The sequence below is a fragment of the Polaromonas sp. P4_F9 genome, from assembly GCF_056401235.1.
In genome coordinates this window covers 103,554-117,681 of sequence record NZ_JBFUJT010000003.1, presented here as the reverse complement: position 1 = coordinate 117,681, position 14,128 = coordinate 103,554, and the positions used below count along the sequence as shown (strand labels likewise).

Sequence of the window (14,128 nt, the reverse complement as noted above, 5' to 3'; positions counted from 1 at the left end):
CTTACCTCAAATCCTGTCCACGATTTTTTCGAGCTTGTCGAGGGACTTGCTCTTTTCGATGTAAGCCGAATACGCCTCTTGAGCACCCCGAATCAGGGTGTCGTAATGGACGATGCGGCTGCCCGGCGAGATCGACGTCATTGATGACTTGAGGCGGTCGGGGTTCGATGCCTCTTCGTCGACGGTTTTACCAAGGACGAAGATCACCTCAATGTTGGGGCTGACATCGCTTTGCTCGCGCAGGATTTTTCTCAGCTTGTCGACGTAGGTCTGGCCTTGCTCCACCAGCTCAAGCAACCCCATCTTGCGACCGACCTTCTTGAGTTCGACGATGACGTGCTTGCCTGCATTGGTGCGATAGGCGAGGTCGACGCGGCCCAAACGCTCTTTCTCGGTCATGTCTTCGATCAACACGCCTTCCGTCGTCAGGCGCGATTCCATGATCGGGCTGCCTGTGGCGCGCTCCCATGCCGGGTCCAGCAACCAGAGATGATCGAACAGGTACTTCTGGAGCACGCGTTCTTTTGCGTCCTCATCAATGATGGTCTGGAAATCCCGGATCGCATCCAGACGGGACTTCACGATGTCCCGATATAGGGAAGCCTCAAGTGAGTCTCTGTCGGCGAGCACGGCCAGGAGCCTGTCGGCACTCTCGATGCTTGTCACGAACTCCTCGGTCGATCCACGCAACTTCATGCGCTCGAAAGCCAGGATGCCGTGCCTATACATGAGCTTCCTGTCCTCTTCCTCATCAAGCGGCAGCGCACTGAGCTTGGCGATCAGCGTCTCTGCACTCTTTTTGTATCCCTCGGGGAGCGTGTCGAGCCACTCTGCAAGGGCAGGTGATGACTCTTTCGCCTTTTCGACTTCATGCTTCTTGCGCCACTCCGTCCAGCGCTTCTCGACCTGCGTAAGGCGCGACTTCAGGAAGGCGATGAGTTGCCCGTATCGAGGGTCATCTTCCTGCACGCGCTGTCGGTCGCTGGTTGCGATATCTGGCGCGTCGTCGGCATCAAGGAAATCGGCCTCAATCTGCCCGGTCAGGTACTTCGTGTAGAGCCGCCCGTCATTCAGCTTGTCGAGGATGTTCTCGTGGAACAGTCGACCACGGGCGAACACGACGATGCCATTCAGATTGCCGGCATCCTCACTGTCCAGTTGTTTGGGGAACCTGGCTGTGCCGATCCAGCCGCTGACCATCCAACCAGTGTCCCAGGCATCGAAGCGGTTCGGCAGCGATTCCTGCTCCAGGAGCTGACTGGCGGGAGTCAGGTCGAGCGCGCCATCACCGAACTGCCAGAGGAACTGCACCATCGGTAGGTCGCCACGATCGGAAGACGTAATGGGCTGGCCGTCGAGATTGATCTTGAAACCGTGTGCCTCACCGATCACGGAAAACCGGCGAGCCAGGCGCTTGCGCAGCGCCAGCGCTCCACGGCCGAGCCGCTGCCGCTTGATGTCGCGCAGGACGATTCGGGTGCCTTTGGTGGCGGTGATTTGTTCAGCAAGCAGGGACTCGGGGCTATAGAACGGTTCCTTCTTTTGAACCGACTCGTGGATTCCAGCCACGGTCATGCGAAGGCCATGAGCTGCTCCATCCCTGGCCGACTCAACCTCAATGACGTTGGCGATCGAAAACAGTGAGAGCTTGCCAAGCCCTTTGCGGCCCATCACGGGTCGGCCCTTCGCCGTGGTCTTGCCATGCTCGACGTCTTCATCACGCCGCCGATAACCGACCCGCAGGTACTTGCCGTTCATGTCCTGGACCGACATACCGATGCCGTCATCGACGATCTCAATCCAATTGCCGTCCGGGTCAATCTTGATGTCGACGGTCTCGGCGTCGGCATCCCAGGCATTCGCGACGGCCTCGGTCAGAACGGCGGCGATGTTGCTGTATAGGTTGATCCCGAGGTGGTCGAGCACGTTCAGATCGACCGTCATTCTGTAGATGTCTGTCATTGACGTGTCGTCCCTATTAGAAAAGACCATCGTTTCGAGTATCAGGCTGGCGTATTGGCCTTCGTCCCCTACGGCCGCCAGTCGTCCGGCTATTCCGCCCCTCTTGCGCCACCTCCGCGAGGCCATTGGTATAACGCTCCCTGTTTAGCGAGGTCAGGCGTCGCAATATCTCGTTATTTGTATCGTCCGAGAGCGCCCAACGCCAAGGATCATTGACAGAACCACCGCTGAATTCATGGAATCCGTAGGCGATGCCAAGATCAGCCCAACCGTAGGCCAATACGACTTCGGTATCGATAGAAGCTATTAGCTGGCGCAGCTCATTAATTACAGGATCATCGCAGCTTGGCGTATTCACTGCATTTAAAGCATCTGTCAATCCGCATCCATGCGTCGCACTCCATGCGACGGCAACTTCTTGAAAGCGTATTGCCGACTGGCAACCTGTTTCAGATACAGTTTCATTCGGAAGCGAGAACGTCGATACGGACTCTCGAATCGAAAGAGTGAGCGTGTTGGTATCAGCGCCTAGGCTGCGCACCGAGAATGCATAAAGCCAATTTCGGAATAATGAACTTAGACAAACGGCGAAAATATCAGCTCTTTCATAGCCAATTAGCAGAACCTTGTTCGTGTAAATCCAGTCCGATGGCGCCAGCATGCAAAACGGGTACTTCGTGACCTTTGCAAAAGCAATGAAGCGTTCTTGCTGCCGCAGTCTGCGCGTCAGGTCCGTTCGGTGGTTCCAGAATTGCCACCATCGATCGATCAACCCCTTGTAACTTTTGAGTGCTACGACCGTGCGAGTGGGTTGCACCACTTCAGTGATGAAGCGGTGAGCAACCGGCCAACGTCGAGCGATCTCATTCAGCCTGCGGTCGCCGATGTCCAATGCCCAACGGCCGATTCGATTCAAGGCCGAGCTGGTGATGTCGTCGCCGGTGATGTATGGCCGCAGCAGGCTATCGGGTTCGTTTCTGAGTCGCTCATACCACGGACTGTCCGGCGTGATAACGAAGGCCAAGCCCTTGCTGTTGTTGACCCCTTCAAATGCAAACGGGGCATCTGGTAAAACTTGCGGCACCCAGATGTCTGCTGCCTCTGGCTCCAACCTCGGGCCGATGCGAGCGCATTTGAAACCATCGGCGTCGCAGTCGGCCTGCCATTCCCCTGCGATAAAGCAGACGACGGCGACCACGACGGCTGCTGTACCTGGCCATGGCATACCCTTCTTGGCGAAATAGATGTTGCCGTTCTGGACGATGACGCCGAGGCCAGCCTCGATGGCACTGCCCTCCGCGATATTGCTGGTCGCAAGCAGGCCATAACAGCCACTTTTGCGCAGCAAGTCGGCGGCGCGCCGGTGAAAAACGACGCATAAATCGATCTTGCCGGGCGGGGAGCCCAGCACCATCTGACACTGCCATTGCAGCTTCTCGCCCATGGAGCTTTTCCACAGACGGTTCCCAAGGAACGGTGGATTGCCCACGAGCGCGTCGAACCCACCATTCTCGCGTGCGAACACCTCGGGGAACTCGAGCGGCCAGTGGAATGGGCTGCGTCTGGACTTTTCAGGGGACAGGTCGGTGCTCAATGTTTCGTTTGTGCGACGAACCATGGCGTCGAAGGCATCACGCTGTCCGTCCACTGTCTGCCCGGCCTGAATCGCCAACGAATCAATGGCACTAGCGAGGGAGTTCGTGTTCCCGCCAGAAACCAAGACCTCTGAGATGAATGCATCCGCGATGAGTTCCGGCACTTCGAGCGTCCGACGTGCATCGGCATCCAAGCGCGCCATGGCCTCGACGTCGCGGATGTCACGAATCGGCATCTCGCGCAGCCTCAGACGCAAGGCGATCGCCTCGTGTACCGCCCGCTCAATGTTCTGCCCGAACAGGCGCTGCTGGCCCTTGCCAGTTGGCGTCATCGAGAGTTCGGTGAGCTGGTCCAGGCGGCGGATGCCGAGCAGGCTGTCGCCGCAACGCAGGTTGTGGTCAAGGAAGCCGAACGGACGCCCCTTGGCCAGCGTGATAAGCCAGATCGACAGCTTGGCGAGTTCGACCGCCAGTGGATTCAGATCCACCCCGTATAGGCAGCGCTCGGCGATAAGGCGGCGGGCGATCACGGTTCGGGCCTCGGTATCGCGGGGCAGAGGCTCCTTGGTGTTGGGCGCATCCGGGACTTCGCCATCCACGCTCACCATCTTACCTGTGGCCTCGGCCCGTGACCAAGCCTCGATGAGGCGATCGGCCAACCAGCGGCAGGCCTGCACCAGGAAGGCGCCCGAGCCCATGGCCGGGTCGCAGATATTGAGGTCAAGCAGTTCTGCAGGCGATTTGAGCAGCCACAGCTCACGCGGGGTTGCTTCTGCTGGCCCCACGTAGGCGATCGGCGTCAACGTTTCGGTGACGATGGCCTCAGTGAGTGATTTCGGCGTGTAGTGGGTGCCGGTCTCGCGCCGGTCGGAGCCGGTGGTGACGATGAAGGCACCGGCTGGGTAGACGAGCGGATAGCCCCACGGATCGGTGCGTAACAGATGGGCATAGGGTTTGACGCGGTCGCGGAGCTTGGTGTCGCCTTGGCAAGCGGTCAGAAGGCGGTCGGCCAAGGTGTCATCAACGGGTTTGGCCAGATCATTGTGTACCCGGCTGGCGGAACTGCCCGAGCGTTCTTGCAGTAACTCGGCCAGTCGCGTTGCGCCATCCAAGCGCGCCGAATCCAGCTCGGCGAGTTTGATCCAAGGCGCCTTGGCGCTCTTGGTGGCATCCAGCTCCAGCGTCACCCCATCGGTGCGTTTGACGGTGCGTTCGAGCAAGCCTTCGTAAACGTAGCCGATCTGTTCGACATCCAGCGCGCGGTAGGACAGCGTCCGCCCTTGGAACTGCTGGATGGCTTCGAGCAACAGCAGCACGGTGCGGTTGTCGATGGGCAGCGGCTTGGCAGCATCGCTACGCCAGTCGGAGCCCTTGGCGCGACCCTCAAGGAAAGGGAAACGATCCGGGTCGAACAGAGAGCCACCCAAAGCCGGCAGGCGCAGGTTTTCGTGCTCAATGCCGCCAAACACTGCGCGAAAGATCGCCAGCAAGCGCGACCAGGCATCCCATCGGCGCTCAAGGATTTCTTCAGACTCTTTGCGCAACTGCATGCGCAAGGTGGAGAGCGCGTAGTTGGCCTCGTAGCGTTCATCGCCCATCAGGAGCAGGCCGCGCTCCTCGGCGGAGAGCAGGAATACCAAACGCATCATTACCGTCAGCGCGGCCTCATACAGCTCTGGTTCTTTGACGTCGTGCAGAAGCTCTCGATTGCGATCCTGGTCGGCTTTGTCGAGAGTCTGAATCAATACTTCGACGGCACGGCGTACTTGCTCGCCAAGGGCGTCGGTGACTTCGTCCTGGAACTTCAGGGAGCGATCGAACAGTGCGGGCAGTTGTTCGGATTCGTCGACGAAGAAACGACGAATGCCGAGCAGGTGAACGAAGGCCTGCAGGGTGATAGGTTCTTGGCTCCAGATGCGGGCATACCAACTGGCAAAGGTGGTAACGGCACCCACCGGGGCATCCACTAGCATCCATCGTTCGCCGTTGGTCACCAGCCCAAGTCGACAACCAATCGAACGGCACAACTGGACCATGCGATCGGCGGGTGTGGCGGCCCAGCCGTCTTGCTTCAGGGTTGCATCGAGGTCGACATCCTGCGCATAGGTTTGGATCAGCAGCAGCGGTCTGTTGGCGCGTTGCTCATTGATCACCGCAAGATCAGGTGACAGCGTCACGCCGTGTTCTGGCAAGCTGGCTTGGAGGTTGGCTGCGCACCAGTCGGCGCGCTTGAGGACATCACCCTTACTGTCTTCATCGAACTCAAGACCACGTGACAGCACCTCGTCGATCCAAGCCACGTGCAATTCGGCGAACTGCGCGTCGTCCAGCTCCAGCGCTTCACGCCATTCCTCGTAGGCTTGGCGCAGACGTTTGCGTTTGGTTCCGTCCAGCTCTTCCAGCCCTTGTGGAAAGGCTTCCTTCAGAACGGGGACTGCGAGGAAAGGGCCAGAGATCTCGATCAACGACAGCCAATCATCATGCACGCTGGTCGTACTCATGCTGCACCTCCCTGAACGGCAGATTCAGGCACCAAAAAGATCACGGCGACCGGGAAGGTGCGGTCGTTGAGTTTGGCGTATCGGGTTTCGATGGCTTGGGCCTCCTGCAGACGCTCGGCTGGAATGCGGGCAAGACGCGCTTCCAGTGCGGCGGTGTCGCGCCTGAGCTGTGTTCGTTCGTCTTCCGAGAACAGTGAGAGCTGCGCCGGTTGCTGATCTTTTTTCAGTTCGGCTTGAATGGCTTTTTCAAGCTCATCGAGCACGGTGCCAATGTCGGCCACTTCCTGCTGCATGCGGGATTGAAGGGTGTTGGTCAGGAATTTGAGCCGGTCTTTTGACCGGGCATCGACCGACTGCAGGATGGCGCTTTGAGCACGGTCGAAACGCACACGGATGGCATCGAACAGTGAATCTCCGGCGGTCACTGGCTTGGCCTGATCCAGCCATTGTTGGACCTTGGTGACGCCTTCTTCACGACGGAAGGATTTGTCGCCCAGATAGCCTCCGGCCACGGTAAGTTCCTCATGGAGGCGATGATGATTGCCGCCAGTGACGACCAGTCGCGAGATGACGACCACGGCAGGTCCGTCGATTTGCGCATCGGGTACCGAGCGGACCGTGACGCGATGCAGTTTTTTCACGTCGTCTTGTGCCCAGACTTCGGCGCGTAGCAAACGCAGGCACATCTGCACCAGGCGATGATTCAGGTGAACCAGCACCACATCGTCTCGTCCCGTGGCGACGGCGTGATCAAAGGTAATTGGCCGAATTTGTAGGGTATGGGGGTGGCGCAACCCTTCGAGGCAACGCGCCCATGAGCCAGACAATGCGGGCATTTTGAACGTGGTGCCAGCCGGAGCATCCGCTAGAGTGAATGGCGCTAGCTGGGGGCGGCCTGCTAATGCAAGGCCGGTCTTTACCGCCTGTAATATGTGCCCTGGAGTGAGGTGAAACTCGTTCTTTGTAGCCATTAGCTTTTCATGCAGCTTGGCGACACGCTCTTTTAGTTCACGCTCGGCACGTACAAAGCGGCGGGCCTTGGCTATTTTGGCTTCAGCAAGCCGGGTATCGAGGTCTTTCAGCGTGCCCTCAATCAGCCCTGACATCTGTGGCGCGATGACCGGGTTGACGCTGCCCATGTCCGCCCGCATAGATTCGAGTTTGCGCAGCGCGCGGATGATGTCGTCACCGTGGCCACCGATCGTGACTTTCTCTTGCTCCCCGCCATCGACGGGATGCCAGATCAATACCTCTTTTTGGCGCTGTCCATGCCGGTCGATACGGCCGTTGCGCTGCTCCATCACATTGGGGTTGTAGGGGATCTCCAGATGGATGAGGCAGTTGCAGTGGTTCTGCAAGTCGATCCCTTCGGACGCAGCATCGGTAGCGAGCAGGATTCGAACCGCTGAGTTTTTTGGTGAAGTCTGGAACGCCGCTTTGATGGGTTCGCGATCTTCCTGCGATAGTCCGCCGTGAAGGAGGGCCAGGCGCTCGCCACCAAAACCATGACTGGCGAGGATCTCGTGCATCCACTGGTGGGTGGTGCGGTATTCGGTGAACAAAATCACCCGGCGCTCATTCCACTCGCCGTCGGTTTTGAGATTGACAGTGATCCAGTCGAGAATTGCTTTGGCTTTGGCGTCGACTTGATTCTTGGCTGTTTGCGCCCACTGCCGCAACTCGTTCAGCATTTGTTGCTGATCTGGTGTCAGTGGTGGCGCACGGCGCGAGATTTCTTCAACAGCCTCAGACTGCGCGTTTTCGACTTCTTGGTCATTTGCGTAGTCCTCATCTACCCGCAGGATGGCTTTTCGCAAAATGCGGTCGGCCATCGCATTATTGTCTTTGCGTTGGCGGCCATTGGCCAGACTGGCGAGGTGCTTTTCAAGGGTGGAGGCGAATGCGGCTGGAGAAGAAAATAGCCGCTTCTTGAGCAATTGGTTAACGAAAGAGGTGCCGAACGAATTGCCGACTTTCTCCGCATCCTGCTCGCGACTCGCGCAGAATTCGTTCAGCCTCTGGTGAATTGCCCGCTCTTGCGCCGTGTACGCGGCAGGCAAGGCTTGTAACTTCCGCTGGGCATAGAGGGGTTTGCCGTCAGCATCGACCAAGTCACTCTTGAGTCGGCGGATCATCACTTGACTCAACTGTTTTTCATCTGGAAGGATGTTTCTGGCGAAGCGCTGGTCGTCCAACAGTTCCAACAGCGAGGTGAAGGACTCGGTGTAGCCGTTGTGAGGCGTCGCTGTAAGGAACAGCCGATGCTGAAAGTGCGGGCTGATCAAACGAATGAATCGTGTTCTTTGGCTTTCTAGCGCGTAGTGAGCCCCGGCAGCAGGCGCAATGTTGTGCGCTTCATCGACGACCAGAAGATCAAATTTCCGTGGGTAACTGGTGTGCGCTGGCAGGACATCGCGCATGGCGCGCAGTCCTTCTCCGCTTTTGACCCAGTCCATGGAGGCGATCAGACGCGGATGGGATGTCCATGGGTTTGCGTGAATGCCACGCTCTCGACGCAATTGTTTTATGTAGGCCGTATCGACCACGCGGAATTCGAGGCCAAACTTTTCCAACATCTCGACGCGCCATTTTTCCTGAAGCGATGCGGGGCAGACGATGAGTACGGTGCGGGCACGGTGCCGCAGCAACATCTCCTGGATGACAAGTCCGGCCTCAATGGTTTTCCCCAAGCCAACATCGTCGGCAATGAGCAGGTTGACGCGGGCCATGTCGATGGCGCGAACCAAGGGGTCGAGCTGGAAATCCTCAATGCTGACGCCGCTGCGGAACGGTGCCTGTAGAAAACCTCTATCGGCGTTCGTTGCAGCACCCCAGCGAACCGCATCCAAAAAGGCTTCAAGGGTGCCGGAGTGGTCTTGGCCGGTGATGGAAGGTAGACCCGCACGTTCGATGATTTGTGCGCCTGGCTCAATCTCCCATACGACCTCCAGCTCCTCGCCGAGCCCATCCTCATCAATAGATGAAAGCGTCACCAAATTTTGTGGTTCGGAAATCGAAGTTAGCCTTGAAGAGGCTACATCTGCAACGATCCATTGACGCCGACGAACTTCGACCAGCTGTCCGGGTTCCGGGTGAGCGCGATAGATTTGACTAGTTCGGGCACTCGAATTTTCCACGCGTTCTGCCACCTTCTTAGTTAGATTATTTTTGCAAAAGCTGACGGGCAGTACGCGTTGCTTTTTATCAAATCATGTGTGAGTCTTGAGAGATGCGAGATGCAAATTAATACTTCGTGCGATGGCGCGACCAAGGTCGACAGGAACAGCGTTGCCGATGAGACGCCCAAGAGCCTTGCAGCTTACTTCGCCATCTTTGGGAACAAACGAGTAGTCGCGAGGGAAACTCTGGAGAACTGCTGCTTCCCGCAATGAGATTGCCCGATCTTGCTCTGGGTGGCCGAATCGTCCATTTCCGAAGCCATAGCACTGAGTTGTCATGGTGGGGGCAGGCTTGTCCCATTCCATTCGGCCATAAACACCAGGGTAAGTCTTGCCGCTTTCCGCGCGATGGCAGTCGGCCACTAGATGCGCCGGCCAATCACGCCATGTTCCACCCGGTTTCGAAACTTTGATGCGTTTGAGATTCTTGTTCGACAGCGTGGATGAAACGTGCAGTTTGTCTCTGGGGGCCGCTTCGCCAGCGCTCAATGCACGCATGCGACCAATCGCCTGTTTTACAGTCTTTGGCTTTTTGACGGTTGGCCCAATCATCTTGATTTCGCCATGCTTCGATGCGAGCAGTACCATGCGTCTTCGGGTTTGCGGAACACCGTATTGCGAGCTATCGACGACATCAAACCAAACGTTGTAACCGAGCCGTTTCAGCGTATCGACGAAGTCATGAAACACCTCGTGCTTCGCCACAGTCGGAACATTTTCCATTGTGATGACATTGGGGCGTGCGCCCTTTGCAAGGCGAGCAAACTCATATAGCAGTCCCCACTTACCATCTTTCCCATCAATCTCATAACGCTGTGCGTAAGTTGAAAAAGGCTGGCAAGGCGCACAACCCGCGAGAATCGTTAAGTCTGCATCTCCGAACAGGCCATTCAATTCAGCGGTGGTGACTTTGCTGATGTCCCGCTCCACAAATCGCGCTTGATTGTTGGCTTCATATGGGAATCGGCATGCAGGGTCTAAATCAATGCCGGCAGCAACATGTAGTCCCTCCAGAACAAAGCCATGCGTCAAGCCGCCCGCGCCGCAGAACAGATCAACACAAGAAATTTTTTTCATTTTAATTCTCCTCATTTCGTTTCGACCGCTGGATAGGGCGACCGAATCCAGCCGTTGGCAACCATTCATTCCTTGCCTCGACTTTCGTTCTCTGCTGCACCACCAGAACGAACCCACAAATCAATTTCATCGGTTTTGAATTTCCAAAGTCGGCCAATGCGATGTGCCGRCATATTTCGTTTGCTGATCCATGCATAAACGGTGTCTTTACTTATGCCGAGGTATTCGGCAATTTCTTCGACCGACAACCAGCGATCTGACATGGCGTGGATTTCCATCAAATATCGGAATATGGGCAACTTGCAAATCATTGCACGGATTGTTCGTGCAGTAAACTCACTTTACTATGATTAGGCACGGTTTCGTCTATTTTGGCGTGATTAAGTAGGTGCTTCGATGGTGACATGAATTCTCTAAAAAATGAGAACAACGCCCTCATCAAGTCTTGTCGCCTGGTGAAAAGGTAGCTGCATGCGTTGCGAGCAACGGCGGCCACCACTTTCGAAATAGCCCTATGCCTATCGTCCACGCTGCCGCCCCAGCTCCCAAGTGACCGATGACCCGCGCACGATGGCCGATACCTGCTGCCCGAGCCGCTGTTCCACCACTGGCTTCCACGGCACCAGGCTGAAACCCATGCCGTCGTCGAGCATCGCAAAGCGCCCGCTGGCGAGTTGCACATTGCGGCGATAGGTGCCGGTCACGCGCTCGCCGTCGGCAACGGCGCGATGCGTAAGGCCGGTTTCCGCGGCGATGGTTTTGGCTGCGCCATCTATCTCGCGTCCACGCAACGTCCCCAACAGATTGCGCGCCAGGATCACGCGCTGTCCGCGTCGCTCGGCCAGCCCTTGTTCAACCAGAAAGTCTGATCGCTGCCGTAGTGCTTTGCGCACGTCACCGCCGAAACCGTTGTTGGCGATACCGCTGTCGCCGCCGATCAACTGCTGGTCCAGCCAGGTCGCGCCGATCACGCGCACCTGCCGTTCGATGGGCAGATGCGAACGCAGGTCCACTGCCACGTCACCCAGTCGTTGCGCGTCGTATCGCCGACCTTGTTCAGGAAAGTCCGTCGGCACCCGCCAGACGCCCTCGGCCACTCGCTCCACAATGCCTGCTCGGCGCAGTGCTTCCAGGCGGCGTACATGGGCATCCACCACCTCTTTGGGATCGCGCTCGGCTGTAGGCTGGGATTGGGCCTGCACCTTGGCCACCGTCAGGTGGTGGTCGGTGCGATACAGGCCATCGACTGCGAGCGCGGCGATGTTCTTGTCGGCGGCGCGTATATCGGCTGAACCACGGGCTTCGACCACGGAGCCGACGGGGTACTGCTCCAGCTCAACCTTTGCATTGAGCGCAACGTAGTGCGCCTTGCCGTCGGTGCCGTCGACCACGAGATAGCCTCGGTCATGCAATTCGTCCGCCATGCCCTTGGCGGCCACCCGGCCGACCACGTGCCGTGCGTTCTCGCCCGGCGCGAACACCACCAAGTCGCGCGGCACGCCGCTCATGGCCCGCTGCATCGTGCGCACGATGTCGCCACGCTCGCCCATCTTTCGCAGAACCTGTTCGGCTTCGGCGTGGATGGCCCATACACCGGGTGCCGACTCGTGCGCCAGCCCCATGCGCTGCAGGCGTTGCAGGCGTCCGATCAGAAGCACGCGTTGTTGTTTATGTCCGGGGTCGCCGGCAGACTGATTGACGTGGATCAGTCCACCTTGCGTTTCGTGTTGCAGCGTGCGGTCCAAACTGGTCCAGCGTTCTTGATCGACCTCCCGCCGCAGGCTCTGGTGGATCTCCAGCTCAGTACGCGGCCCCAGCCATTCGGTCGCCAGTTCCGAGGCCCTATCGCGCATCCCTTGGGAGATGTAGTCGCGAGAGATGATCAAGTCCTTACCAGTATCGTCTTTGCCGCGCAGCACGACGTGGGTGTGCGGGTTGTCGGTGTTCCAGTGGTTGACCGCCACCCAATCCAGGTTCGTTCCCAGATCGGCTTCCATGCGGCTCATCAGGTTCCGGGTGTAAGTGCGCAGGTCGTCGAGTTGCTCGGCATCCTCCGGCGAGACGATGAAGCGGAACTGATGCCGGTCTTCCTTGCCACGCTCCTCGAATACCGCCAAGTCTGCGCTGTCCGTCGTCGGCCCGTAGGCTTGGCCCGGTTCGCCATCGCGACCCACGCCTTCGCGCTCGATGTAGCGCAGATGCGTGGTGGTCGAGCGCGATCCGGCTTGCTTGAGATTCACCAGCCGGGTCTTGATGGCGACGCGCCGTGCTCCTGGCCGCACAGTGTGTCCAGTAAAACGGGCGGCCACATGCCCCCGCCCAAGGCGTGCGCCAGGCCGCGCTCCCGACTTGCGCACGGACTTGCCGCCAGCCTTGCTGACCTCCTTCAAAACCTGGGAAACGAACTTCTGCTGACGGTTCTTGGGTGCGCCGGGGCGCACGCGGAAACGGTCATCGTCACGACTGCTCATGGAATGAACTCCTGCGTAGCACTGCCAAGCCCAGCGTGCGAAGCACGTTGATAGACCAATGCGAGCGCGGCCTTCGCGCCGCACACGGCACAGCATCGCAAGAAGCGCGTGCCGCGCCAACCCACGTGCAGACAAGGCTTTCGACGCGCCGAAGTGCCGCGTCCTTTTATCTTGCCCTCCGTCTCTTCCGATCGCTGACGCGACCGACCCAGACGGTCAGGCTGCGATTGTCTGCACGGGTGAAGCACCGCAGCCGCTGGCTGTGGTGCAAACGATGTGCAGTGAGACTGCACGAAGAACGGTATGCAGCGCTGCACGTTCATGGCCTGTTCCACGTCCACCACGTCCATAAGGGCTGCGCGCTGCCGATCACGGCAGAGACAGCAACGGGACCGAAGTACCGGCTGTCAAACGATCCCGGATTGGTTGCACTGAGCAGGAACAGCTCACCATCGAGAAGCCGCCGACATTGCTGCCATGCCGACAGTGGACGGCCGCGGCCATCTGTTGTATGGACGCCAGCCACAGGCATGCCGTCAATGCGAACGACGTGTTTCTCGATGCACACCTGCTGCGGTGACATCGCGCCGATGCGTTTGAGCAGCGGGATGTGTTCAGGCAGGTAGCCACGCTGCGCAGCCAGCGCAGTGGCGTCTGCTGGAAGCCGGGCGAGCACGATGCTGCCGACGTGCAGCGAGTCGGGCGGGTCGATGCGATACCAGCCAGGCGGTACGCTGTCGCTGGGGTTGTAGACGATGCGCGCCACTGATGTATGCAGCGACGGCCAGGCAAGCGCAGCGATGCCAAAGCCGGTGAATAGCGCGACTACAACGCGACGGGTGTTCATCGCAACACCTCGCCTGCGAGGTAAGCGGCATGCCGTTCGACCGTGTAAGCCGGCAGCGGTAGGCGCGCAGACAGTCGGTTGCCCAACGTGCGCCAGTACGCGGGCGACACGGTCACCGGATCGATGCCGAGCATTTCGATGGCGTCGATCTGCGGCAGGACTGACTGCACTTGCTGTTCGCCTTCGGCGTGCAGCAGCAGGCGCGCGCCCGGCTGGATGCCGGCGATGCGCTGCGCCGCATCGAGTGGCGTGCAGGTTTGCAGCACCATGAGCTGCCAGCGCGTCGTACCGTAGTCGTTGGACTCCCAGCGCACGCGGCAGAATAGGGTGGCAGGCAGGAACACCGCGCAGCGCCGCCAGCGGTCCAGCCGCAGCTCACGAACTGGATGGCCGAAGCGCAGGTAGAGGTTGATCCGACGTTCGACGAACGCCAGCGAGACGCGCGTCAGCGGCGTGCTGTTCGCGACGCTCGAAAGCACGGGACGTGGCATGGGCG

At 58.8% G+C, this 14,128-nt stretch carries 8 protein-coding genes; all 8 read right to left on the bottom strand.

Annotated elements, in window-relative coordinates:
- Positions 1-6: 6 nt before the first annotated feature.
- Positions 7-1,962 carry a BbrUII/HgiDII family restriction enzyme gene (locus AC1DUB_RS04225; RefSeq protein ID WP_477728447.1) on the bottom strand — a complete coding sequence of 652 codons (1,956 nt, stop codon included), beginning with the start codon at positions 1,960-1,962 and terminating at the stop codon, positions 7-9.
- Positions 1,963-1,978: 16 nt separating this feature from the next.
- A complete protein-coding gene (locus tag AC1DUB_RS04220; protein WP_477728446.1) occupies positions 1,979-6,058 on the bottom strand; it encodes an Eco57I restriction-modification methylase domain-containing protein in 4,080 nt (1,359 codons plus the stop codon).
- Entirely contained in the window at positions 6,055-9,195 is a 3,141-nt protein-coding gene (drmD, locus tag AC1DUB_RS04215) for a DISARM system SNF2-like helicase DrmD (protein ID WP_477728445.1), read from the bottom strand. The genes AC1DUB_RS04220 and drmD overlap by 4 nt, the downstream gene beginning before the upstream one ends.
- Positions 9,196-9,267: 72 nt before the next feature.
- Positions 9,268-10,314 carry a DNA cytosine methyltransferase gene (locus AC1DUB_RS04210; protein ID WP_477728444.1) on the bottom strand — a complete coding sequence of 349 codons (1,047 nt, stop codon included), beginning with the start codon at positions 10,312-10,314 and terminating at the stop codon, positions 9,268-9,270.
- Between the two features lie 65 nt (positions 10,315-10,379).
- Complete coding sequence (locus AC1DUB_RS04205) at positions 10,380-10,577, bottom strand: helix-turn-helix domain-containing protein (RefSeq protein ID WP_477728443.1); 198 nt, start codon at positions 10,575-10,577, stop codon at positions 10,380-10,382.
- A gap of 255 nt (positions 10,578-10,832) precedes the next feature.
- Positions 10,833-12,785 carry a DUF3363 domain-containing protein gene (locus tag AC1DUB_RS04200; protein WP_477728442.1) on the bottom strand — a complete coding sequence of 651 codons (1,953 nt, stop codon included), beginning with the start codon at positions 12,783-12,785 and terminating at the stop codon, positions 10,833-10,835.
- 319 nt (positions 12,786-13,104) lie between these two features.
- Entirely contained in the window at positions 13,105-13,632 is a 528-nt protein-coding gene (locus tag AC1DUB_RS04195) for a S26 family signal peptidase (protein WP_477728441.1), read from the bottom strand.
- The gene (locus tag AC1DUB_RS04190; RefSeq protein ID WP_477728534.1) at positions 13,629-14,123 is read right to left on the bottom strand and encodes a DUF2840 domain-containing protein; all 495 of its coding nucleotides are present in this window, start codon (positions 14,121-14,123) and stop codon (positions 13,629-13,631) included. Before AC1DUB_RS04190 ends, AC1DUB_RS04195 begins: the two co-directional genes overlap by 4 nt.
- Between the last annotated feature and the right edge of the window lie 5 nt (positions 14,124-14,128).